The following is a 22,973-nucleotide window of genomic DNA, read 5'->3' on the forward strand; positions in this document are numbered from 1 at the left end:
AGTACCAGCGTACGGCCCACAGAATGATGTCACGCTGAAAATGCCGGCCTTTGAATGGGTTCATGTGCAGCTCCATCAGCAAAAGGGGATGATAAGTTTATCACCACCGACTATTTGCAACAGTGCCCAAAAAAGTTCGTGGTGGAGAAAAGATAAGCTATGCAAGGCTTTAGGAGACGTGGTTTTTCAGGATGACGAAGAACGATTCGGCGCTAGGTGCAACATAGGTGCATCGCACGAGCGCTAGGAACGGCGAAAAAAGGCGGACGTGGCGAAATCGGTAGACGCAGCAGACTTTAAAATTGGAGTGCCCGCGGGGAAATCCGCGGAGTAGAACCGCTCAAAGTCGGGGAACGCTAACGGGCAATACCCTAAGCCAATCCCGAGCCAAGCCCCTTCGGGGGAAGGTGTAGAGACTGGACGGGCGGCGCCTAAAGCCTTCGGGCAATGGCGAAGGGACAGTCCAGACCACGAACGTCATCAGACGGCGGCGAAAGTCGAGGTGGTACGAAAATCTGCTTCTCTGTGAGAGTACGGGTTCGAGTCCCGTCGTCCGCACCACAAAGCCAAACATCCCTGCGATGATCGACCTCTGGGCGTTTGGTCGTGAGCCCGCCACCCTCGCGCTACGCTTTGCGCAGGCGTCGAAGGCGATCAGGTGCGCCCATCGATTCCGTCGAGCACCATCGCTGCGAGTTCATCGCTGGTGTGTGCACCACTATCGAGAACACGGGTTGTGCATGGAAGCCGTTCCCTTGCGGCCAAGCATCGGGCGACATTCGCTAATCGCCACTCTCGAATCTCCGCATTTCGATTCGGGTCAGGATGCATGGTCTGGTTCGCGATCCGGTGACGCAATAGGTCCTCGTTGAGCGTCAGAAAGATGTGCAGCAGCTGATCGTCGATCCGCCTTACCCCGTCGAGTATCTCAGTCAGATAGTCCGGGTGCACGAGCGTCATTGGGATGATGATGTCCTGCGAGTAATTCCTTCGAATCTCCCTGACCGCCGCGATCGTAAGTCCCCTCCACAAGGGGAGATCCTGATAGTCTCCGCTCGCTGGCATGGGGACCGTTTCTTTCACCACGAACCCGATTTCCTCGGGGTCAAAGATCAGCGATTTGGAACGCCGATCGCGCAGCCGCTTAGCGAGCGTCGTCTTTCCGGCGCCGAAAGGTCCGTTGATCCAGATTATCATTGTCGACGGCCTCTAACCTGAAGGCTCGCAAGAGCGCTCGACGGCCTCGTGCGGAGGCACGATCGGAGTGGTTCCGAAATGCTTCTCAAGATAGGTGACGCCGAACGTCACGATGTCCTGCGCGTCGAACAGGTAGCACTGAGCAAAGCCCACGACACCTTCTCGATGGCGACCGAGCTTCACGTAAGCATTTGCTATAGTTTCAACCGCATCCGGCTTTCCTTCGATAGCAAAGCAATCGAGAATGCCGTTTGAATCGTAATCCGATGCCGTTTTCCAGGCGACTTCACCGTCTCTTCCAAGCATCGGCATCTCATACGTCACCCACCGTTTGTTGGGGATATCGGCAACCGCCTCGGCGTAGTGCAATGCGGTAACGGAGTTTAGCGGCGCACCCAACAGCAGGGCCTTCCCGCCAAGGCGAACGAACCGCTCGACGGGCGATCCTTCCCCCAAGGCGTGACCGAGTTCGTGAGGCTCCGTCAGCGTTTCAGCCAGCGGACCAACCGCGACCATCGATGCATCGGGGTGCGCGCTGCGCCGCGCGCCGGGGGCTTGAACCAGAAATTGATTCAGCAGGCCGAACCCACGGTAAGTCCCGGCTGTTGCGGGATCGAACGGCAGCCAGGTACGGCGGGCTTCGTCATCCAGCCGAGCGCCATTCAGAGTCTCCTCGTAGGGTGATCGGTCCCACGACGCGTATCCCATCACAGTGCCAGTCGGCCCAACCGCGGAGCGTAACGCGGCAACGACCGTCTCCGCTCCTCCTTCGACCGGACCAATCGCTTTAAGTGAGGCATGCACCATCAAGAGGTCACCGGTTTGGACTCCGAGTTTTTGAAGCGCCTCCGTTATTGCCTTCCGCGTATGCATCGCGATATCTCCTCTAAACTGCAAAACACTATACCTATCGAGATATCACTCTACTATACCTATCGAGATAATGAAGAAATTCTAAAATTAACATAATACACCTTATACAAAATGCCCTTGTAAGCCCTTAATCAAGGGCATTTTTAGTCTCTACTTAACATAAAATTTTGGTGGTGCTTCAAAAAGTATGCTGCCTTTAAATGAAGCCATTATTGATGTAAAAGAAAAGAAGGCTAAATCAAAAGCTTTAAAATGGTTTTCAAGCTTTTTTGAAAAATTACAGCTTCTTCTGAAGCTACGCCTAATTCTATGCCTTATTTTGCAATTATTGCCTTCAATACCTACAGTAAAAAATTTACCAATACTTTGCTTACCATTTTTAAAAGCAGTGATGAAACTGTCCCAATGATCACTTGCAATTCGGGTGTAGTGAATATCTAATTGTTTAAGCTTTGTCTTCAATTGTTAGACTGTAGCTAAATCTCGTTTACCCCAAACATAAGCAACAATTTCACCTGTTTCTCGATGATAGGCGTAAATAAGCCATTGTTTATTCTTTTTATTTCCAACAAAATTCCAGAACTCATCTACTTCGAGAGATTCATAATGACTTTGCTGAGGCTGAATTTCATAGGTTGATTCAGTTAAAGTACGTAAAACTTTACCGATACTGATGCGCTCAACTTCAGCAATATCTCGTATACCGCTGCCTCTGACCATCAACTGTAATATTTTACGAGTAATACCTGACTTACATCCTAGATAGCTCAGTGCATGATCACCAATAAACTGACGTTTACAGTCTTTGCACTGATAGTTTTGTTTCCCATCTACTTTGATACCATTTTTCTTTATACTATCACTGAGGCAGGTTGGACATTTGATTGCTAGAGTTATTTGCATTTCTCTATTTTATCAAAATCCAATCGGCTTTTTCTTCAGCATACTTTTTGAAACACTACCAAAAATAGATTAACCTCAAACTTCTAATTCTTATAAATAATGAAAAACACCCAACTTATCTAGCACATCTAAAGACAATTGTTTACGTAGAGCAATATCATCACCAGCTTTCATTTGCATATTTAAAGCAAATGCCACCACTTGCCCATCTGCCTTTTCAACAAAACCCACATACCAACCCACTTGCGGGTCTACAGCCATTCCCCAGCCACTTTTAGCATATAGACGATTCTCCCCTCTGCGCTCTACATACAACATCTCTTTCACTTGTTGCTGAACTTCAGGTTTAAAAGGCAATTGCCCTTGGGCTAAATCATACACAAACTTTACTTCTTGTATAGGTGTAATTGTCAAAGGCCCTTTCAACCAAAATTGATCAACTTCCGTGCCTATTTGCATATTGCCATAACCAATACGTTGCAATTCACTTTGCATTAAGCTTGGACCAATACGACGTGCCAATTCTTGATATACAGGCACTGTAGATGCTTGCATGGCTTCGCCCAAAGTAAAATCTTTGTCCCATGCTTTAAAAAAACGTGGCTTTCCATCCCACTTAAATATTTCTGTAGATGTTGCTTTATGATTTTCTAAACCAATTAGTGCATTGGCAATTTTAAATGTAGATGCAGGAATATAAGCTGTTTTTGCTCGGTCTAAATGCGTGCCATATTTTTTAATATTTTGACCATCATATGTGACAAACACAGCATCAGCTGAGATTTCATTAAAAAGCGCTTGAACATTCTGATCGATGATTGAGTTATTCACTTGTGGAATTGTACTTGTTTTTGCTCGACTCATACTATGCTCAGCACAAGCCCCAATACTTATGCTTAAGCAAACTAAACTCAATATTTTTAATAATTTCATGATATACAACTTTAAAATTTGGTAGTGTTTCAAAAAGTATGCTGAAGAAAAAGCCGATTGGATTTTGATAAAATAGAGAAATGCAAATAACTCTAGCAATCAAATGTCCAACCTGCCTCAGTGATAGTATAAAGAAAAATGGTATCAAAGTAGATGGGAAACAAAACTATCAGTGCAAAGACTGTAAACGTCAGTTTATTGGTGATCATGCACTGAGCTATCTAGGATGTAAGTCAGGTATTACTCGTAAAATATTACAGTTGATGGTCAGAGGCAGCGGTATACGAGATATTGCTGAAGTTGAGCGCATCAGTATCGGTAAAGTTTTACGTACTTTAACTGAATCAACCTATGAAATTCAGCCTCAGCAAAGTCATTATGAATCTCTCGAAGTAGATGAGTTCTGGAATTTTGTTGGAAATAAAAAGAATAAACAATGGCTTATTTTTGTTCAAAAGTCATATTTTACCTCGGAGAAACCGGACATTTTTATTGGTGAGAATATAGACACTTTAAATGGGTTCTAACACTCTCGTTTCGTATAACAGCCATTATGTTAAATAACTTTTAGAAGCTTTAGTACAAGCTTGACAGATTGTCTTATCATTATAAAATAACCTTATTCAAATCATCCTCCCAAGAGTAACGCCAATGAAGTAAGTCATTTTCTCATCATTATTTTTAAACTTTTGATGTGCAAAATAGATTCTACTTGTGGCTATATATTCTTGGTCTCTACTTTATATCCTAAATAATATATTGTTTTTTATAAGTTAATCTTCACTATTTTGCATATCCTCTACATGAGGAATTTTTTATGCAACATGCATGTATTGCTTCAAACTTAAATTTAGAATTTTCTACACAGAAAATGTTTGATCAGCTAAACATTACGCTTTTATCAGGACAGGTTTCTGCATTAATTGGACGTAATGGTTTAGGTAAATCCCTATTGTTCAGAATATTAGATCAAAGCCAAGCTTTAGATATTCATTATAGTGGTCAAGTTTCATGGAATATCCAACATGATTATTTGGCACAATTAGAACGCCTTAATGCTGAAAATATTGCACAAGCATTAGAGGTAGATCATTTACATCATGCTTTTCGGCGTATAGAGAACAATACAGCTAGTTTTGATGATTATGAGTTAGTTGAAAATACCTGGGATTTACCACAAAAATGGCAAAATATACTTGAAAATGCTGACTTACCTACGGATTTGAACTTTCCAACAGAAAAACTGAGTGAAGGACAAAAAACAAAGCTGGCTTTATGTCGTTTGTTTTTAAAAAAGGATCACTATCTACTTTTAGATGAACCAAGCAACCATTTAGACTCAACATCTAGACAATGGTTAATTGAGAGTATTTTGGCACACCCTAGTGGTGTATGCCTGATTAGTCATGATCGCCAATTACTCAATCAAGTCCAACATATTTATGCTTTAACTGAATTAGGCTTACAACACTACAAAGGTAATTATGAGCATTACATTCAACAGCATCAGCTACACATGGATGCATTAACTCAGTCTATTAATAATGAGAAAAAAGAATTAAAGCAGTTAAAACAACGGCAACATGATAGCTTAATGAAAGCGAATAAACGTCAATCTAAAGGCAATGAACTTCGTGATTCTAATTCTCAAGCAAAGATTTTTCTAGATTTCAAAAAGGAAAATGCTGGACAAAGCTTAGGTAAGCTACGTGCCCAACAAACTCGACAAACTGATGATTTGAAAAATAGTCTGATTAATAGGCAGACCATTGTAGAAAAAATCAAAGCTCAGAAGTTTGAATTCCACTTACAGAGTACGAAGCAAGGAGAGATTTTAAGAATTCATGATTTAAAGCTACCCCATACAGCAACAAATAAAATTAATTTTGCATTGAAAGCTGGCGAAAAAATCCATCTTAAAGGTGCTAATGGAATTGGTAAATCAACCTTATTGAAATTGATTTCTACCCATCAACGTGATGATATTTTCTTTAGTGGAACATGTTTGTATTTAGATCAAAACTTTAGTTTATTAAATAATGATTTATCCGTAATCGAAAACCTTGCACTTTATAACTCCAATCTTACTGAAGTTGAGTGGAGAAATTTGTTAGGTCAGTTACGTATTCGTCGTGAAAAAGCTTTATTAAAACTATCAGAACTGAGTGGTGGTGAAAAATTGAAAGTCGCATTATTAGCAATGAGTCACTATCCTGATGGTATTGATTTATTATTGCTTGATGAACCAGAAAATCATTTAGATATTGAGTCTAGAGAGCTTCTATCGCAGGCTATTAGCCAATATCAGGGCGCTGTAATTTTAGTTTCACATGATCATTTTTTTGTTGAACAGTGTGAAATATCTGAAGAGTATTTAATTGAGTAAAATGACATTTTCAAATATATAGATTTATTAGTTCTACTAAAATTAACATAATACACCTTATACGCAATACTTTTTAAATTGTGTTATAATTCAATGTGTTGATTTCAGTTTTATAGCCCACTCACCCTCGAATGGGCTTTTTTTATGATTGTTCACGTTCCACGCCTATTCTTTGATCAATGTTCCACGGTTTTATTTAATGTTGCTGAACAATCAATGGATACCAGTAAAGCCCTTTAGGTCTTCTGTTGCTTCAAATATAAAGTCTATCGATGACATTTTCATTTTTCAAATAGCGATAGACAGCCTGTCTGCTAATACCAAAAGCTTTAGCTAAATCGACTTTCGATGGATATTTCCCTTCTTTCCAGGCGTGTCGTAAAGCTTCAGCCTGCTCTTGATTTAACTTATGGACTCGACCTTTATATTTACCTTGAGCCGCTGCAATCTTAATCCCTTCTTTTTGGCGCTCTAAAATAATCTCTCGTTCAAATTGGGCAAAAGCCCCCATAAGTTGCTGAGTATTCTTATGTAAACCTACCAGTTATTCTTATTCAAATCCTGCCACTCATTTTGGATAGTAGTAGGCCATTGATTTTCTATTCAAATAATTCAAAACAAAATATCCAAATTTGAATCTTGAAGCACAATCTTAATCTGCTATAATTTGTACATCAAATTGATGTACTTGTTGGGTGGGATATGACTAACTTAGCAACGGAACGAATTAATATTCGTTCAACAGTAGATGCAAAAAATGTAATTGAACAAGCTGCGAATTTATTGGGACTCAGTGTAAGTTCCTTTATGCTTCAATCCTCATTTGAAAGAGCAAAAGAATTACTTAAATCTAATTATGAGTTAAAAGTAAATAATGCTGATCGAGATATGTTAATGAACATACTTGAGAACCCACGCCCTGCAAATGATGAGATGAAAAAATTAATGAGTTTATTAGATGAAAATTGAGGTTTTACAAGCCCATCATCAGAAAAAATCATTTAATTGCGGGCAAGATGATTTAAATAAATTCATAAAACAGTATGCATCCCAACATCAGAAATCAGGAACAAGTAAAACGTATGTTGCTATTGATGATGATCTACAAGTGAGAGGGTTTTATTGTTTATCCAGCACATCCATAGGATTTGATGTAGTTGATACTGTGCTTACTAAACGATTACCTCGTTATCCGCTCCCTTGTGTAGTTGTAGGTCGCTTTGCCGTTGATCAAACCGTTCAGGGGCGAGGAATTGGGAAAGTGCTTTTAGCCCATGCTCTTAAACAAGTTTCAACAGTTGCTCAAATTATTGGTGTTAATTTTGTTGTAATACATGCTAAAGATAAAAAAGCGATGGAGTTTTATCAGCGTTTCGGCTTTATTTCATTAACATCAAATCCATTAACATTAATATACCCAGTGAGTGAAATACCTAGTTTCAATTGAAAGTGGTCTACTAGCAATAGGAGTGACTGGTAAACTGCTTACAGGAATTAGTGGCTGATTTATCCAATAATCTGCAAGTTGCAACATCAAATTATCCATCGGGGTGGCCTGAGCCGTAAATGTAATATTCTCTTTCACAAACTGAATAGCCACTCCCCTTTTTACAAGCTGATCAACCTCAGTCACTAAATCTTTAAGACTCCTAGCGAAGCGATCCATAGAGTGCACAACAATCATGTCACCTTCACGGACATAGCTGAGCATTTCCTGAAATTTAGGACGGGCTGTATTTTTTCCTGAAGCTTTATCGACAAATAATCGGTCTACTTCAATTCCCTCAAGTTGGCGTCCAATATTTTGGTCAATAGAGCTGACTCTGACATATCCAACTTTATGACCTTTCATATTGTTATCTACTAGATGACTATTTCTGCTTATTGTAACTAATGAATCTTAATCTTAAAAGTTACATGTAACGTATGTATGAATTTCATTTAAATGAGACATGTATTTTACAGCTTTCACAGTGTAACTTTAGGGTATACTTTAAAGTTACACAAAACATCTATATGAAGACTAAAGTCCAAATTAGTGTTTATGTTGGTTCAATGTATTACATTTCGTATTTTCTATTTGTAACGTAATTTCAGTAATATTATGATTATGTTTTAGAACTTCTAAGGCCTTTTGATAGAGTTGATCTGTATTGCTATTCGGAGCAACCAAATGAGCAGTTAAATGAATATTTCTTGAGGATATAGCCCAGACTTTCAACTGATGAATCCCTTCAACGCCCTCTAGCTTCAATAAATCATTTCTTAACGACTCAATATCAATCTCATCAGGAACTCCTTCAAGCAGAATATGAATACTTTGTTTTAATAAAATCCAAGTTCGAGGTAAGACCCAGAAGCCAATTAACACAGCGATTACGGTATCAACCCACATCCACTGGGTAAAATAAATAACTATTCCTCCGATAATCACGCCTATCGATCCTAGAGCATCACTAAGAACTTCTAAATATGCACCTTTTATATTTAGACTTCCTTCAGCACTAGCAGAAAGGATTTTCATTGAAATCAAATTTATGACCAAACCAATGACCGCGACAATCATCATTCCAACACTTTGAATTTCAGCAGGATTCGTAAAACGTTGATAAGCTTCATATACAATATATATTGCTACCACAAAAAGCATCACCGCATTAAACAGAGCCGCTAAAATTTCAAATCGCTGATAGCCAAAAGTTCTTTTATCATCTGCGGCTTTTTTACCAATTTTGATAGCGGCAAGAGCAATAGCTAAAGCGGCTACATCAGTAAACATATGAGCTGCATCAGATAACAAAGCCAAACTTTGGGTAATAAAAGCAGCGACAACTTCTACTATTAAAAAAGTAGTCGTTAAACCTAAGGCAACCATTAACTTCTTACTATTTTCTTCAGTAACAACCGCATGGCTATGATCATGATGTTCTGACATAAAATATTTTCCTTATTCTATTTATGATGAGCAGAGATATTGGATAACAGCCAATATCTCTGCTGTAAATCGACTAATCTATTGGATTAAGAAACTTTCTTTTCATTTATCCAACGATAAAGCACGGGTAACAGCACCAAAGTTAGTAATGTTGAAGAGATAATCCCGCCAATCACTACGGTTGCCAGTGGCCGTTGAACCTCAGCCCCTGTTCCGGTTGCCAGCGCCATTGGTACAAAACCCAGTGAAGCCACACAAGCTGTCATCAACACTGGTCTTAAGCGCAAAATAGCCCCTTGCCACACGGCTTTATGCACTGGATATTTGTCCCTTAATTCCTTAATAAAGGTCAGCATTACCAGTCCATTGAGGACTGCAACACCAGATAAGGCAATAAAGCCAATTCCAGCTGACATCGATAATGGAATATCCCTTAGCCAAAGGAACAGCACACCACCGGTCAAGGCAAAGGGTACCCCGGTAAAGACCAATAGACTTTCTTTGACATTGTGAAAGACCGCCATCAGTAAAATAAAGATAGTGATTAAAGCCAGTGGAATCACGATTTGCATCCGTGCTTTGGCTGAAGCCAAATTTTCAAACTGACCGCCATATTCTATCCAATAACCACTTGGCAAAGTGTATGCTTTGAGCTGTGTCTGTACATCAGAAACAAAAGACCCTAAATCACGCCCTTCAACATTCGTTGTAACCACAACTCGGCGTTTACCATTTTCTCGACTGACTTGGTTGATTCCTTCAATGGTCGAGACTTGCGCGACATCCGACAATAAAATACTGCCACCATTTGGAAGCTGAATAGGTAACTGGGAAACAGATGCGACACTACGGTCTTGCTCTCCAAGACGGATAACAAAATCAAAACGACGATCGCCTTCTAAAATCTCTCCCACGCTTTGTCCACCAATACTGGTTGCCACAAGGTCTTGAATTGAACGCACACTCAAACCATATTGTGCAGCCAAAGTTTTATTTACCTCGACATTCAGTAATGGCAAACCTGAGGTCTGCTCAACTTTCACGGCACTGCTACCCGATATTTGCTGAATGATTTTGGAGATTTTAGTCGCCTCAGTATTGAGGACATTCATATCATCACCGAAGATTTTCACACCAACATCACTACGCACACCTGAGATCAATTCATTAAATCGGAGTTCAATCGGTTGTGAAAATTCACTATTATTGCCTGGAATCGTGGCTAAATACGTCACCATACGGCCACGTAATTCATCTAAACTTTCTTTAGGATTTGGCCATTCTGAACGAGGCTTTAACATGATATAGCCATCTGAAATATTGGGTGGCATGACATCTGTTGCAACCTCGGCTGTACCCGTTCTGGCAAATACTGCCTTAATTTCAGGGAAACTCTTTAAAAGAAGTTTTTCAGTATTCTCCTGAATACGTAAAGACTCTTCTAAGCCTGTACTTGGTGAACGTAACTGTTGTACCGCAAAGTCTCCTTCACTGAGCTGTGGTGCAAATTCACTGCCGAGTTTGGTACTGATAAATCCCGTAATCACTAATACACACAGTGCAAAAGTCAGCACAACTGCTTTGTATTGATACGAAATATCAAGAGTTTGCTGATATTTAGCTTTTAGCCATAACATCCAACGACTTTCTTTTTCTTGAATATCGCCTTTGACCCACAATGCCACAGCAGCAGGCACAAAGGTGATCGATAAAATAATGGCTGCAACAAGGGCGAGTACCACTGTCAATGCCATCGGATGGAACATTTTTGCTTCCACACCACTTAAAGCAAAAATCGGCAAATACACCACCAAAATAATAAGCTGACCAAAAATAAGAGGACGACGTGCTTGGCGGGCAGCCAGAAAAACTTCCTTAAAGCGTTCACTTTGTGTGAGAGGTCGTTTTAACAGTTGCTGTGTATGGGCTAAACGCCGGATACAGTTTTCGACAATCACCACAGCACCATCGACAATGATGCCGAAATCGAGTGCACCTAAACTCATCAGATTGGCACTGATATTTTTCTGTGCCATCCCGGTTAAGGTAAACAGCATAGAGAGTGGAATGACACAGGCAGTAATCAAGGCAGCACGGATATTCCCTAAAAACAGGAACAGAATGATGATGACCAGGATTGCTCCCTCTACCAAGTTTTTCTGAACGGTTTTAATCGCCTTCTCAACCAAGGTAGTACGGTCGTACACCGTTTCAATCACTACCCCTTTAGGCAAACTATTCTGAATATCTTGAAGCTTGGCATCCACAGCTTTAGAAACAGTCCGGCTATTTCCACCCATCGCCATCATGGCAATCCCTAAAACGGTTTCTTTGCCGTTATAGGTTGCCCCACCGGTTCTTAAATCATGCCCAATAGAGACTTGCGCAATATCACCAACCCGAATTGGGCTGCCATTTGGGCTACCCAGCATGGTGTTCTCAATATCAGAAAGCCCATTGAATGTACCCGGTACACGTACCGTCAATTGCTGACCATTGTCTTCAATATAACCTGCACCTCGGTTCTCATTATTTTGCGCTAAAGCCTGTTGCAGTTGTTCTAATGAGATATTCAGTTGCTGCATCCGGTTTAAATCGGGAGAGACCACATAGGTTTTTTCAAAACCACCAATACTGTTGACCTCTGCAACTCCCTTAACACGTTGCAGTTGAGGACGCACAATCCAGTCCTGAATCTCACGCAAATCCATCGGCGTGTATGCAGTTCCATCCGGCTTTTTCGCATTCGGATCTGCCTTCAGTACCCATTGATAAATCTCACCGAGACCCGTAGAAACGGGGGACATCGTCGGTGCGATTTGTGCAGGCAACTCAGATTGCGCCTCCTGTATCCGTTGGTTAATCTGCTGACGGGCCCAATAAATATCAGTCCCATCTTTAAAGACAATGGTGACTTGAGAGAGTCCATAACGGGATATGGAACGGGTAAGCTCCAGATCCGGAATGCCAGCCATGGCATTTTCAATGGGATAGGTAATCCGCTGTTCGACTTCAAGCGCAGTAAAACCCTTGGCTTGAGTATTAATCTGGACTTGGGTATTGGTAATATCGGGTACAGCATCAATCGGGAGTTTCTGATAGCTATACACCCCGACCGCAATCCAGGTACAGACAAAGAGCAACACCCAAATCGCATTTTGTATGGAAAACTGAATGATTCGTTCGAATAAACCTTCTGGTTTTGGCAGATCAGAATTAATGTTCATGGCCTGCCTCGTCTTTTTCTAATTCAGATTTCAACAAGAAACTGCCTTGAGCGATATACTTCTGCCCTTCAGTCAGCCCAGAAATCACTTCAAGCCATTGTCCATCACTTGAAGCCTGCCCCAATTGCACTTTCTGTGCTTTTAAGTGGACTTGACCTTTTTGTTCTGAATCTACGATGAAAATACTGTCTTCACCTTCAATACTTTGCAGCGCAGACTTTTGAATCCGAAGGGCTGATTTTGCTGTAGCTTCCGGAATCAACACTCTCACTAACACATTAGAACGCAACTCAGTAGCTTGCGCATCGAGTTTTGCGCGCACCACCAGACGCCCTGTTTGTACATCTGCCTGAGAGGTTAAGCTTTGTACAGTAGCTTTATAGATTTGATCTGAATCATTCACTTTAAAGTCAATTTTTTGCCCGGCTTGCAGTTGACCTGAGAATTGATTCGGCAAATTAAACTCAAGCCATAAATCTTTCAGCTGTTCAATGACAAAGAGCTGATTAGCCAGTTGCACATTTTCACCGACCACAATATCTTTTTGACTGATCACCCCAGAGATCGGTGCTTTAATCAGAAAACGCCCATTGTTATTGCCACTTGCACCTAATGCATTTAAACGTGCTTGTGAGGACTGGACAGTAATCTGCGCTTGACGGTAGGCATTTTCGGCACGCTGGTAATCCTGTTTGGCAGAAATCCCCTGTGACCAGAGTTGCTGTTCGCGCTGGTAATCTTTACGGGCCAAATCCAGATTCACCTGTGCCATACGCAGATTTGCCTGTTGGTCGATCAGTTCAGGCACGATTAGTACAGCCAGCGTTTGTCCTTTTTGCACGCTCTGTCCTAAAGCCACATTGACCTGCTCGACATGACCACTAAAATTAGGCGATATATGCGCTTGTTGATCGGTATTCACCACCAATTTACCTGGCAGGGTTGTCAGCTTTTCAACCAATCCTGTGGATGCAACAGCAACTTTTAAACCTTGTTCAACCATTTGTTGGCTGGTCAGTTGTATTTCGCCTTCTTCAGCATGTCCTTCTTCAGAACTATCTTCATCAGAATGTTCGGCATTTCCCTCATCATGACCATGCCCCTCAGATTCAGTTTTTTTTGAACTTAACCAAATAACCAGACTGACCAAGACCGTAATCAGAATCAAAATTGCAATCATGAGAGACTGGGATATTTTTCCGTTTTGCTTGGCGTTCATTTTATCGTGCTCCCCCATTGATTAAATTTTGCGATGCTTCGACTGCCTTTTTATTCAGTTGTGTATAGGCATCCGAACGGCTAATTTCTTCATAACTTGTGCCAATACTGAGTGCCTCAGCTGCGAGGGCAGTTTGCCAAGCTTGACGTAGAATTTGTAATTGACCCAATCGAAGATTCTGCAGTTGGGTGGTTGCTTGCTGAACGTCGGTAATGGACAGTTTCCCTGCCTGAAACCCTTGTAAAGTACGGCTCTGAACTTTGGTCGCCAAAGTAACTTGTGCTGTTGTGGCATCGAACTGGCTACGTAAACCTTTGAGCTGATGCATGCTGTTGGCAATATTGAGTATTTGTTGCTTCAGCTCACGCTGCTGCTGTTGGTTCAGCAATATTTGCTGTTGCTGGACCATCGGGATCGCATATTGCTGGCGGTTGAAAATATTCAGTGGAATAGCCACGCCGATTGCCAAAGTCGTATCGTTGCTTTCATTAGGGGTTTTGCTACGTTTCATGCCTACATTTAAAGTCGGATTGGGACGTGCCTGAATTCTTAAATTTTCAATTTGATGATCCGATTGCTGAATGTTCAAGGCATAGAATTTTTCTAGCCACCCTTCAGCAATATACCGTTGCACAGTTTGGAGACTTTGCTCTGGCCAAGGGATAGCGGTTTTATTCAATTGAAGATGTGAAGATGTTTCTCCCCCCCACAAATTAGACAGCTGACGACCGGCAGCTTGTTTATTCAGCATCGCTTGCTGATAAAGTCGTTGGATTTCTAGCGCTTCAATTTGGGTACGCTCAAAATCAACCAGGGCAATACTGCCTGCCTGATAGCGTTTCTGGGCACTGTCCAGATTGGCTTTACTTGTTTTTAACTGTACTGAATAAGCAGACTGCTCAACCTCAGCAAGTGCAAATTGCGACCATGCAAATTTAACAATCAGTTGGCTTTGTGCCTTCCATAATTGCTGTTGCAATTGGATTTGTTGATTCGAGGTATTGGCAATCACCCGGTTCAGCTTACGCTGACCAAATAGATCTAGAGGTTGACTAACGCCAACATTGAATTCCTGTTCTTGACCTGAGCCAAAGCCAGACTGTTCTAAACTTATACTTGGATTCTGCCATAACCGACTTTGCTGAATATTCAATTCAGATATTTGCTGAACTTGTTGCCACAGCTTGTCTTGAGTCTGGTAACTTTGTACTTTTGCTAAAGCGGATTCAAAGCTGGTAACGTTTTCAGCATAGCTATATTGCATAGCCGCTGCACATATACAAGCAACCAAGCTATGACGCAAGAGTATAATTGATTGTGAAGACATGATTTTTCCCACTTATTTAAATAATAAAAGTGGTGGGAATGTTTTAGGCTACCCCACCATGAGCGGGGAAAATTCGGGAGGTGGGCTTTGTTGAAACAGGTCAGGAGCCTGATAGCTGTTTTTCCAATGAAATTGTGGATTCACTTTAACTTCAGAGCTTGGATGAAACACATCTACTTTTTCATTTTGTACAATCAAATGCGTCATCGATGGTAGATGATCTTGATGATCTTCACCGATTTCTAAATCGCTACTGAATGTTTTTATGTTTTCTGACTGTCCATTATGATCGTGTTGACGACTATCGCTGGCACACAAGGTATTTTGGTGATGACCAAAATGATAACTCTGCTGTGATTGAGGCTGTTGTTCATGGACACAAAAGGCCGCCGCCACATTCCAAAAGCTTTGGAACATGAACAATCCAACCAAGACTGTAATCCATGTAGTAGAACGCATCATCATAACAATCGAAAAATTTGTACCAAGTATAAGGCTTAGAGCCACTCCAAGGTCAAGCTTAATAAATTAAATTAAACATTCAATGAACACTGAATAGCCGGCACTTTTGCAAATTTACCTTGTCTCTATAAGCTCACATCAATTTCAGGTAAGAATAACAATAGATAGTGAACCGTACCGGGTTTGTCGGAGACTTTTTATTTAAGTTAGGCCACCGGTAATCCTCCCATAAATAACCGAAGTTAAAAGTAGAGGTACACATAAGTTAAAATTTTATAGAATTGCTTGAGTTCAAAATCTCTAATTAGCATGTATTGAAAACATGAATATTTATCTAAAAAGAGAACTATTTAACATCATGGCTGTTATACGCAATAAAAAAACCTGGGCACCAACCCAGGTCTAAAATTTAAAAAACAGATAAATATCAGTGCAATAAACTCATTTTTCTAATTTCGCATAACGTGTATTATGTTAATTTTAGAGAAACTACTAAATTATATTGGGTTGTAAATATTTGAAATTCCGTTAAGATATTTTGGATTAAATTCTATTCCTAGATAGCATTCGTGTTGACTCATCTCTCCAAAAAACTTTGGTTTTGTTTTCTTATGGTTTTTGCCATAGGATGGAGTAGTGTGTCTGTTGCATCAGTAAAGATAATGCATATCAATATGCAAACTGAAATGAGCCAAGATCATTGTTTAGATCAAGCACAGCAAGTCACTCAACATGGTATTAATCACGAAGTACAGACGAATACCGATTGCCATAATCATTTAGCTCTTAATCAGAATATAGATCACAAAAAGTGTCAGGAATGTTCTAGCTTATCCTGCCAGACACAGATCTCATGTCTTCATTCTTTGCAAAGCTCGCTAGATCCCCTAGATACCTTCTATTCTATAGATCAGCCTAATTTTTATTACCCCAACCAATATCTAAATGGGTATTGGCAAGAAATTTCACGTCCTCCTAAAACTTAACCATTTTTTTTAAAATTTATTTATTTTTCAAAAATTAAGGTTAAGTTATGTCTCATAAAATTAGTTCGTACCTATTAGCAGGTATTTGTTTTGCATCGTCGCCTTTGGTTTTTGCCGAAGTGCGTGAATATCAGCTTGTTATTGATGAAGCAGTGGTCAGCCCAACTGGAAAGCCTGTAAAGCGCATTACCGTAAATGGTCAATTTCCTGCGCCTTTGCTTGAGTTTGAAGAGGGTGATGAAGCCATCATTCGCGTGAAAAATAATTTAAAAAACCAAGATTCTTCTATTCATTGGCACGGACTGTTGTTGCCGGGCATTATGGATGGTGTACCGGGATTTAATGGTTTTAACGGTATTAAGCCTCAAAGCGAGTATGTTTATAAATTCAAGATTCGCCAAAGCGGGACTTATTGGTATCACGCTCATTCTAAAGGACAGGAACAGGACGGCTTATATGGTTCTTTTGTGATTTATCCAAAAGGTAAAACACCATTGGCAGCACATGAAAAAGCTGAACGTGACTATGTGGTGATGTTGTCAGATTTTCATGAAAAAACCAGTGATCAAATTCAGAAAGATCTTAAAATTTCAGCTGAATATTATCAAGATCAGCGTGAAACCTTGGGTGATGTTTGGAAGCAGGTTAAACGTGATGGCATAAAAGCGACATGGTCTGACCGCAAAATGTGGAATCAGATGCGTATGCTAAAAACCGACATGTCGGATGTTACAGGTTATACCTTCCTCATTAATGGCAAAACACCTGAACAAAATTGGACAGGAATGTTTAAACCGAATGAAAAAATTCGCCTACGTTTTGTGAATGCATCTGCGATGTCTTTCTACGATGTCCGTATTCCTAACTTGAAAATGACTGTGGTCAGTGCTGATGGTCAGCCTGTAAAACCTGTTGCTGTGGATGAGTTTCGTATTGGCACAGCTGAAACTTATGATGTGATTGTGGAGCCAAAAGGCGGACATTATCAAATTGAAGCTGAGTCAATTGACCGTTCAGGCTATGCGATTGGTACACTGCACAATGAACTAAATCCTATGACACATGGCATTCATATGCCTGCACCACGTCCACGCTCACTTTTGACCATGGAAGATATGGGACATGGTGGTGGTGATCATGCAGGAATGGATCATTCGAAAATGAACCACGGCAATATGCAAGGCATGGATCACTCGAAAATGGATCATTCAAAAATGAACCATGGCGATATGCAAGGCATGGATCACTCGAAAATGGATCATTCAAAAATGAACCATGGCGATATGCAAGGCATGGATCACTCGAAAATGGATCATTCACAGCATGGCACAGCAAAACCACAAGAAAATGATCAAGTGGTTTATGGTTGGGCAAATGCATCTACACCTGCGGGCAATAAAGCCTTGCAATATAGTGATTTAAAATCTTTAGAACCGCAAAAAGATACTCGTGAAGCTAGCAGTGAATTAGTAGTGCGTTTGGGCGGTACTATGGAGCGTTATATTTGGACGATTAACGGTAAAAAATTCAGCGATGCTGAGCCATTAAAAGTGAAGTATGGCGAGCGTATCCGTATCAAATTTATTAATGACAGTATGATGGCGCACCCCATGCATTTACATGGCATGTTTATGCAGTTGGAGAATGGTCAAGAGTCGGTAGATATGCCGAATAAACACACATTGATTGTACCACCGGGTAAAACAGTCACTGCTTTATTAACTGCGGATGAGTTGGGCGAATGGGCAATCCATTGTCATTTGTTGTATCACATGAGTGCAGGAATGATGAACAAGTTGATCGTGGCAAATGTTAGCGATGAACAAGTGTCTACAACGCCAATTCAAGGTACAAATTCGACTCAAACTCACCAAGTAACTGAGCAAAAAGGAGCTGGACATGCACATCACTAATTTTGTATTTAAAGCGTTTTTTTCTGTTGCGGTATTGAGTTTAACAAGCTTAAGTTTGGCGCACGAAGGGCATCATTCAACTGCTCAGACTGATGGAAAAAATGTACCATCAATGAATCATCAAGCGATGTCTGAGATGGATCATTCACAGCATTCTCCACAAGAGCATGCACAACACATGCAGATGATGGGGAAAATGAATCATGCTGCACATTCAGCACCGATGAACCATCAACATGCAGGTCATCAGCCAATGCATCACAAATCAACAGAGAAACAGCAAGATCAAAAAGTACAGAAAGGAGATCAACATGCGCACCATTAATCTTTTTTCTAAAACTGTTTTAGCAAGCTCTTTGTTGATGGTCAGTGCAGTGAGTTTGGCACATAATGGTGAAGATCATAGTGCGCCTGAAAAAATGACAGTTGCTACATCTTCTAGTCAAAATCAGCCGATGCAAATGGATCGCTCTCAAATGAACCATAGCCAAATGAATCAGGCACAACATCAGGCAACATCTACGGTTAATCATTTACATCATGTACCAGATGCGAATGCTCAGCAGAGTTCGCATTATGATCATCGCTCAGAACACGGTGCGCAAATTTATGCGATTACGACAGTGGACAATAAGTGGCTTGTCAATGAAGATGGCACAGGTGATTTAAAGTCAGAGTTTGAAACCCGTATTGGCACAGATGAAAATAAGCTTTTTATTAAAATTCATGCCGATAAAGAAGAATCGCATGATGCACATTATGATGCCAAACTTTTATATAGCCGTATGATTTCAGACTTTTGGGATGCACAGATTGGTGCACGTTATCGTAGTGAAAAAGTTGAACTCAATGATCATCGCAAAGACACCGAAGAAAATGTTGATGCGGTGATTGGCTTACATGGTATGGCGCCATATTTCTTTGAAACTGATGCTTATCTCTATGCGGGAGAAGACAATTATGCGGGCTTTAGCCTAGAAACGGAACGTGATTTTCTGATTACGCAAAAGTTGATTATTCAACCTTATTTAGAGTTGGATGCTATCTTTAGTGATGACTCTAAATATGCGAAAAAAACTGGTTTAAGCAGTGCAACCGCAGGGTTTGAAACTCGCTATGAAATCAGTAAAAAGATCATGCCTTATATCGACATTGCCTATGAGTATTCAAAAGGTAATGATGAAACGTCGTGGCAAATAGAATCAAACTCTGAGAAAGGTTGGTTATATGGAGCTGGTGTTAGATTTAGATTTTAATTAATTTAATGATTACTAAATAGCTTTATTTAAATAAAACTCTAGCTTAATGTGGCCGGAAGCAAAATGTTAACTTATTTTGCTTCCTTCCATTTAACATAATGGCTGTTATGCGAAGTCGACTTGTAATGCAATTTGCATTACAATATTCCTAGTACATTAAATACTTGGGAAATATGATGGCTACTGTTAACTTCAGGATCGATGAAGCCCTTAAAGAAAAATCTTATTCAATCCTTAAAGAGCAAGGTATTGCACCTACTGATTTCTTCACTAGTATTCTTGAGTATGTTGCTACGACTGGGAAACTGCCTGTCAAAAAAGCTTTGCTTTCGGAAGAAGATGAAGAATTATTAGCTCTTGTCCGTAAGCGCATTAATGATCCTAAAGAGATGTTTGAGGAAGTCACATTAGATGACTTATAAGCTTTTACGTCACAAGGACTTTACAGCAGAATGGGAAAACTCCCTGTTGCTATACGAGATCAATTTAAAAAGAAACTAGCCAAAGTCATAGAGCAGCCACATATTCCAAAGAATATGCTTAGAGGCGATCTTGCAGGTTGCTATAAAATCAAATTATTAAAAGCTGGTGTCCGACTTGTCTATCAAGTTAAAGATGATCAGGTAGTTATCCTGCTCATTACCGTCGGAAAACGAGCTGATAGCATAGTTTATGACGAAGCGAAAAAGCGAATTAAAGACTAAAAATGGGAGCTTAAAGCTCCCATTTTTGGCTTCGTATAAGGTGTATTATGTTAATTTTAGGAAAGGCTCTAGACTAGCAGAATGATTATGTTAGTCTAGAGCATATAATTAACATTATTGAAGTATTTTACATGGCAATTTTTCGACATTCTTCTGCACACTGACGGCAAGCCTCAGCACATTTTTTACAATGATCATGTGAATGTTTTTCACACTCTTCCGCACAATATTCACAGATCTTAGCACAAAGCTCACAAATCTCTTTGAGGAAAGGTGAGTTATGTTGTTGCATACGCACACATAACTGACAAATATCTGCACATTCTAGACAACGTTGAATACATTCACGCATCATCTCTAAATCTTTTTCTTTTAAACAAGAAGTTGCACATTCAGTACAAATAAGTGAACAGTTTGTACATGCAGAAATACACTTTGAAAATTCCGTATTAATCATTTTTTACTCTCAACTTATATAATCAAAGAAATAATTAAAACATAATTTTTTTCTACTAATTATTTTAAATTATTAGTAAATGTAATACATAATGTTAATTTATATGAATAATGTTAATTTTAACTAAATCTTATTTATATTCCAAATTATTAAAAAACAGTTTTTAATTAGGATAGATGATCAAGTATCAAAAGCAGCTATTCTTAAAATAACTGCAATAATTTTATCACTTTAAAAATAGATTTTCCCTCTATTTAACATAATGGCGATTATACGAAGTACACTTGTATATTAATATAAATATCAATCACTTGAAAATTTAGCCATGACTAAGAAAAAGCAAAAAATCGGCTTTTGTAATAAGTTGGTGAGTTTTTAAGCAGATCTGTAATATTTTGCCAGTAAATTTGATTAAAAAACGATCAATTTGGCAATCAGTGCCCATTTCATCGGCTTTCAGGATCCGAAACTATCCCCAATGGCTGTGGATAAAATTTAGGCTATTTTGTACGCCCTGGCGCACAACAATCTCGGCTCTTTGCGGCTACCAGGAACAGTGGAATTTTCCTATGATGAACTCATCAGGAACAGGAAGTTCCAAACAACAAGAATAAGAAAGATCGCACCAGGAGCGTGAGGTAAGACAGGAGTCATACCTAGCAACCCAATATGAGAAACCCCGGCAGGATGCTGGGGTTTTTTATTGTCTGCATTTAAGGTCTAATCAGTCTTAGCCAATTCATTTTGGTTGATAAGTTTAATCAGCGCATTTTGAACAAACTCATCAAGTTCAATCCCTTTTTCTTTTATGATGGTTTCTATCTTTGCTAGCGTTTCACTTTCTAATTCGAACTCGATTTCTGCTGATGTTTCCATGAGTAAATCATAGTTATTTTCGACTATCTTTTTAAAGGTTTCTTCTAGATCTTTTGTTGATGGAATATTGAAAGATAAGCGTAATGAGCTATTGATAATTTCAATATGGGTATACCCTAAATATTCAGTACTTTTTCCCACAAATCCTAAGTGCTTCATAAAAAACCTTAAATAAATATAGTAGAGAGCTGTCTAAATTAAGCCAGACTCTCTTTTACAAATTTTGGATCAACAATAAATAATCGAATAAGGGATGTTGCTGCTCCTGATGGTCTTCTCGCACCTTGTTCCCATGATTCAAGAGTACGTCTTGATACGCCAAGAATCTTAGCAAACTGATCTTGTGTTAGTTGAGCCTTTCTACGAGCTAACGCTACATCTGTCTCAGTGATTACGGTTCTTTTCGCTGCATTACTAGTAAGCATATCGTCGATGCCTTGTAATATTTCAGCTTCAATATCCCTAGTTGCTTCAAAAGCCTCAAGTTCTTTTTCAGTCATTAAACGAGTCATTTAGTTTCTCCACTAATGCTTGAAGAGTCTTCTTACTAAGCTGTACAGTTTGCTTTTTACTGTACAAGGTTAATAACCAAATCTCTCCATTTGCTAAACGATTAAAGTAGATGACTCTGACACCACCACTTTTACCTCTACCACCGCTAGTCCATCTAATCTTACGAATACCACCTGCATTAGGCTCTACATCTCCTGCTTCAGGATTTAATGCTAAGAATGTTTTGAATTCCTCATATTCTTCCTGAGTCCAATAAACAAGACAGTATTTAGTAAATAATGGAGTCTCACATATTGTATACATTGATTGCATTCATACTACCTTGTAGTAGTTTATTTTATACTACTTTGTGGTATTTTTAAATGATAATTCTTAGTTCTCAGGATTAAATGCCTATTTAAGTGATGTGCTGAAAAGGTTGCCGACACATAAAGTGACTCAGATTGAAGAATTGCTACCACACCGCTGGAAACCTGAACCGAATTAAAAAATAGGCATGGGGTTCAGCGGACGCTTACGTTCTGTTATTCCAAAGTAGAAATGTCCTATCTTAAAACCAAATAGAAATGTCCTATACAGACATTTCCAAGTCAAGCACAGGATTCAGATTTCGTTGTTGAATTGCTGTTTTCTGTGCACGTCTTCTTGGCATAGATTGAGAACGATTGCGTTTGTATTGCTGTTCCAATTCTTCATGCTGTTGTTGAATATGATTGAGAACTGCACCTAAACGTTTATTCTCAACAATCTCTCGCTGGTTAAGCTGACTTAATTTATCGAAGATGCTGTAATTGATTTTTCTT

Annotated in this window: 20 protein-coding genes and 7 pseudogenes; 11 read left to right on the top strand and 16 right to left on the bottom strand. The window is 39.8% G+C overall.

Going from position 1 to position 22,973, the window contains the following annotated elements; genetic code table 11:
* On the top strand, positions 1-247 hold a 247-nt coding region (locus tag FTU00_RS15705), incomplete at its 5' end, for a hypothetical protein (RefSeq protein ID WP_206299284.1).
* Between the two features lie 407 nt (positions 248-654).
* Here the strand turns inward: FTU00_RS15705 and FTU00_RS14240 are convergent.
* From FTU00_RS14240 to FTU00_RS14255, 4 genes and pseudogenes are all read right to left on the bottom strand, one after another.
* Positions 655-1,197: an AAA family ATPase gene (locus FTU00_RS14240; RefSeq protein WP_000587837.1), complete on the bottom strand. Its 543-nt coding sequence runs from the start codon at positions 1,195-1,197 to the stop codon at positions 655-657.
* 12 nt (positions 1,198-1,209) lie between these two features.
* Positions 1,210-2,070: an aminoglycoside N-acetyltransferase AAC(3)-IId gene (gene aac(3)-IId / locus FTU00_RS14245; protein WP_000557454.1), complete on the bottom strand. Its 861-nt coding sequence runs from the start codon at positions 2,068-2,070 to the stop codon at positions 1,210-1,212.
* Between the two features lie 196 nt (positions 2,071-2,266).
* Positions 2,267-2,973 (bottom strand): annotated as a pseudogene (locus FTU00_RS14250) (IS1 family transposase).
* A 90-nt stretch (positions 2,974-3,063) separates the two neighbouring features.
* Positions 3,064-3,906: a carbapenem-hydrolyzing class D beta-lactamase OXA-58 gene (locus FTU00_RS14255; RefSeq protein ID WP_002002480.1), complete on the bottom strand. Its 843-nt coding sequence runs from the start codon at positions 3,904-3,906 to the stop codon at positions 3,064-3,066.
* 80 nt (positions 3,907-3,986) lie between these two features.
* Between FTU00_RS14255 and FTU00_RS14260 the strand changes: the two are divergent.
* Positions 3,987-4,355, top strand: a pseudogene (locus FTU00_RS14260) (IS1-like element ISAba3 family transposase); the annotation flags it as partial.
* A 368-nt stretch (positions 4,356-4,723) separates the two neighbouring features.
* Complete coding sequence (locus tag FTU00_RS14265) at positions 4,724-6,292, top strand: ATP-binding cassette domain-containing protein (protein WP_159124549.1); 1,569 nt, start codon at positions 4,724-4,726, stop codon at positions 6,290-6,292.
* Between the two features lie 253 nt (positions 6,293-6,545).
* On the opposite strand, the pseudogene FTU00_RS14270 reads toward FTU00_RS14265, so the two are convergent.
* A pseudogene (locus FTU00_RS14270) lies at positions 6,546-6,809 on the bottom strand (helix-turn-helix domain-containing protein); the annotation flags it as partial.
* A 185-nt stretch (positions 6,810-6,994) separates the two neighbouring features.
* Between FTU00_RS14270 and FTU00_RS14275 the strand changes: the two are divergent.
* Both FTU00_RS14275 and FTU00_RS14280 read left to right on the top strand, forming a co-directional pair.
* On the top strand, positions 6,995-7,261 hold the full coding sequence (locus FTU00_RS14275; RefSeq protein ID WP_004733309.1) for a DUF1778 domain-containing protein: 267 nt from the start codon (positions 6,995-6,997) through the stop codon (positions 7,259-7,261).
* Positions 7,251-7,739 carry a GNAT family N-acetyltransferase gene (locus FTU00_RS14280; RefSeq protein ID WP_004733307.1) on the top strand — a complete coding sequence of 163 codons (489 nt, stop codon included), beginning with the start codon at positions 7,251-7,253 and terminating at the stop codon, positions 7,737-7,739. Before FTU00_RS14275 ends, FTU00_RS14280 begins: the two co-directional genes overlap by 11 nt.
* Before the next feature lie 75 nt (positions 7,740-7,814).
* On the opposite strand, the pseudogene FTU00_RS14285 reads toward FTU00_RS14280, so the two are convergent.
* From FTU00_RS14285 to FTU00_RS14310, 6 genes and pseudogenes are all read right to left on the bottom strand, one after another.
* Positions 7,815-8,144 (bottom strand): annotated as a pseudogene (locus tag FTU00_RS14285) (recombinase family protein); the annotation flags it as partial.
* 183 nt (positions 8,145-8,327) lie between these two features.
* Positions 8,328-9,227 (bottom strand): cation diffusion facilitator family transporter, encoded by a 900-nt coding sequence (locus tag FTU00_RS14290; protein ID WP_005028603.1) that lies wholly within the window; start codon positions 9,225-9,227, stop codon positions 8,328-8,330.
* A gap of 86 nt (positions 9,228-9,313) precedes the next feature.
* Positions 9,314-12,454, bottom strand: a complete 3,141-nt coding sequence (locus tag FTU00_RS14295) for an efflux RND transporter permease subunit (protein WP_179994455.1) — start codon at positions 12,452-12,454, stop codon at positions 9,314-9,316.
* On the bottom strand, positions 12,444-13,673 hold the full coding sequence (locus tag FTU00_RS14300) for an efflux RND transporter periplasmic adaptor subunit (protein ID WP_016658777.1): 1,230 nt from the start codon (positions 13,671-13,673) through the stop codon (positions 12,444-12,446). The genes FTU00_RS14295 and FTU00_RS14300 overlap by 11 nt, the downstream gene beginning before the upstream one ends.
* A 1-nt stretch (position 13,674) precedes the next feature.
* Positions 13,675-15,000, bottom strand: coding sequence for a TolC family protein (locus tag FTU00_RS14305; RefSeq protein ID WP_035269736.1), 1,326 nt, complete (start codon positions 14,998-15,000; stop codon positions 13,675-13,677).
* 48 nt (positions 15,001-15,048) lie between these two features.
* Complete coding sequence (locus FTU00_RS14310) at positions 15,049-15,465, bottom strand: cation efflux protein, CzcI-like (RefSeq protein ID WP_227591103.1); 417 nt, start codon at positions 15,463-15,465, stop codon at positions 15,049-15,051.
* Positions 15,466-16,495: 1,030 nt separating this feature from the next.
* Here FTU00_RS14310 and FTU00_RS14315 point away from each other — a divergent pair.
* The 5 genes and pseudogenes from FTU00_RS14315 to FTU00_RS14335 all read left to right on the top strand — a co-directional run bounded on the left by FTU00_RS14315 (position 16,496) and on the right by FTU00_RS14335 (position 20,324).
* Positions 16,496-18,361 carry a copper resistance system multicopper oxidase gene (locus FTU00_RS14315; protein WP_104988058.1) on the top strand — a complete coding sequence of 622 codons (1,866 nt, stop codon included), beginning with the start codon at positions 16,496-16,498 and terminating at the stop codon, positions 18,359-18,361.
* A complete protein-coding gene (locus FTU00_RS14320; RefSeq protein ID WP_004897649.1) occupies positions 18,348-18,686 on the top strand; it encodes a hypothetical protein in 339 nt (112 codons plus the stop codon). Before FTU00_RS14315 ends, FTU00_RS14320 begins: the two co-directional genes overlap by 14 nt.
* Positions 18,673-19,617, top strand: coding sequence for a copper resistance protein B (locus FTU00_RS14325; protein ID WP_154320112.1), 945 nt, complete (start codon positions 18,673-18,675; stop codon positions 19,615-19,617). The genes FTU00_RS14320 and FTU00_RS14325 overlap by 14 nt, the downstream gene beginning before the upstream one ends.
* A 179-nt stretch (positions 19,618-19,796) precedes the next feature.
* A complete protein-coding gene (locus FTU00_RS14330) occupies positions 19,797-20,042 on the top strand; it encodes a type II toxin-antitoxin system RelB/DinJ family antitoxin (RefSeq protein WP_000246755.1) in 246 nt (81 codons plus the stop codon).
* Positions 20,032-20,324, top strand: a pseudogene (locus FTU00_RS14335) (type II toxin-antitoxin system RelE/ParE family toxin). Before FTU00_RS14330 ends, FTU00_RS14335 begins: the two are co-directional and overlap by 11 nt.
* A gap of 127 nt (positions 20,325-20,451) precedes the next feature.
* Here the strand turns inward: FTU00_RS14335 and FTU00_RS14340 are convergent.
* The 4 genes from FTU00_RS14340 to FTU00_RS14355 form a co-directional block, all read right to left on the bottom strand.
* Positions 20,452-20,781: a four-helix bundle copper-binding protein gene (locus tag FTU00_RS14340; protein ID WP_016658833.1), complete on the bottom strand. Its 330-nt coding sequence runs from the start codon at positions 20,779-20,781 to the stop codon at positions 20,452-20,454.
* A 720-nt stretch (positions 20,782-21,501) separates the two neighbouring features.
* Positions 21,502-21,816: a hypothetical protein gene (locus tag FTU00_RS14345; RefSeq protein ID WP_104505826.1), complete on the bottom strand. Its 315-nt coding sequence runs from the start codon at positions 21,814-21,816 to the stop codon at positions 21,502-21,504.
* Positions 21,817-21,854: 38 nt separating this feature from the next.
* Positions 21,855-22,169: a DNA-binding transcriptional regulator gene (locus FTU00_RS14350; protein ID WP_104505827.1), complete on the bottom strand. Its 315-nt coding sequence runs from the start codon at positions 22,167-22,169 to the stop codon at positions 21,855-21,857.
* Complete coding sequence (locus FTU00_RS14355) at positions 22,150-22,473, bottom strand: transcriptional regulator (protein ID WP_104505828.1); 324 nt, start codon at positions 22,471-22,473, stop codon at positions 22,150-22,152. Before FTU00_RS14355 ends, FTU00_RS14350 begins: the two co-directional genes overlap by 20 nt.
* Positions 22,474-22,561: 88 nt before the next feature.
* Between FTU00_RS14355 and FTU00_RS14360 the strand changes: the two are divergent.
* Positions 22,562-22,657 (top strand): annotated as a pseudogene (locus FTU00_RS14360) (transposase domain-containing protein); the annotation flags it as partial.
* Between the two features lie 84 nt (positions 22,658-22,741).
* Here FTU00_RS14360 and FTU00_RS14365 read toward each other — a convergent pair.
* Positions 22,742-22,973, bottom strand: a pseudogene (locus FTU00_RS14365) (ISNCY family transposase); the annotation flags it as partial.

It is taken from the genome of Acinetobacter sp. YH12041, assembly GCF_013419975.1.
In the GTDB taxonomy this organism is placed as follows: domain Bacteria; phylum Pseudomonadota; class Gammaproteobacteria; order Pseudomonadales; family Moraxellaceae; genus Acinetobacter.

Coding starts and splice junctions, on each gene's coding strand:
- FTU00_RS14240 (WP_000587837.1), bottom strand. CDS start 1,197: ATGATAATCTGGATCAACGGACCTTTCGGCGCCGGAAAGACGACGCTC.
- FTU00_RS14255 (WP_002002480.1), bottom strand. CDS start 3,906: ATGAAATTATTAAAAATATTGAGTTTAGTTTGCTTAAGCATAAGTATT.
- FTU00_RS14265 (WP_159124549.1), top strand. CDS start 4,724: ATGCAACATGCATGTATTGCTTCAAACTTAAATTTAGAATTTTCTACA.
- FTU00_RS14275 (WP_004733309.1), top strand. CDS start 6,995: ATGACTAACTTAGCAACGGAACGAATTAATATTCGTTCAACAGTAGAT.
- FTU00_RS14280 (WP_004733307.1), top strand. CDS start 7,251: ATGAAAATTGAGGTTTTACAAGCCCATCATCAGAAAAAATCATTTAAT.
- FTU00_RS14290 (WP_005028603.1), bottom strand. CDS start 9,227: ATGTCAGAACATCATGATCATAGCCATGCGGTTGTTACTGAAGAAAAT.
- FTU00_RS14295 (WP_179994455.1), bottom strand. CDS start 12,454: ATGAACATTAATTCTGATCTGCCAAAACCAGAAGGTTTATTCGAACGA.
- FTU00_RS14300 (WP_016658777.1), bottom strand. CDS start 13,673: ATGAACGCCAAGCAAAACGGAAAAATATCCCAGTCTCTCATGATTGCA.
- FTU00_RS14305 (WP_035269736.1), bottom strand. CDS start 15,000: ATGTCTTCACAATCAATTATACTCTTGCGTCATAGCTTGGTTGCTTGT.
- FTU00_RS14310 (WP_227591103.1), bottom strand. CDS start 15,465: ATGATGATGCGTTCTACTACATGGATTACAGTCTTGGTTGGATTGTTC.
- FTU00_RS14315 (WP_104988058.1), top strand. CDS start 16,496: ATGTCTCATAAAATTAGTTCGTACCTATTAGCAGGTATTTGTTTTGCA.
- FTU00_RS14320 (WP_004897649.1), top strand. CDS start 18,348: ATGCACATCACTAATTTTGTATTTAAAGCGTTTTTTTCTGTTGCGGTA.
- FTU00_RS14325 (WP_154320112.1), top strand. CDS start 18,673: ATGCGCACCATTAATCTTTTTTCTAAAACTGTTTTAGCAAGCTCTTTG.
- FTU00_RS14330 (WP_000246755.1), top strand. CDS start 19,797: ATGGCTACTGTTAACTTCAGGATCGATGAAGCCCTTAAAGAAAAATCT.
- FTU00_RS14340 (WP_016658833.1), bottom strand. CDS start 20,781: ATGATTAATACGGAATTTTCAAAGTGTATTTCTGCATGTACAAACTGT.
- FTU00_RS14345 (WP_104505826.1), bottom strand. CDS start 21,816: ATGAAGCACTTAGGATTTGTGGGAAAAAGTACTGAATATTTAGGGTAT.
- FTU00_RS14350 (WP_104505827.1), bottom strand. CDS start 22,169: ATGACTCGTTTAATGACTGAAAAAGAACTTGAGGCTTTTGAAGCAACT.
- FTU00_RS14355 (WP_104505828.1), bottom strand. CDS start 22,473: ATGTATACAATATGTGAGACTCCATTATTTACTAAATACTGTCTTGTT.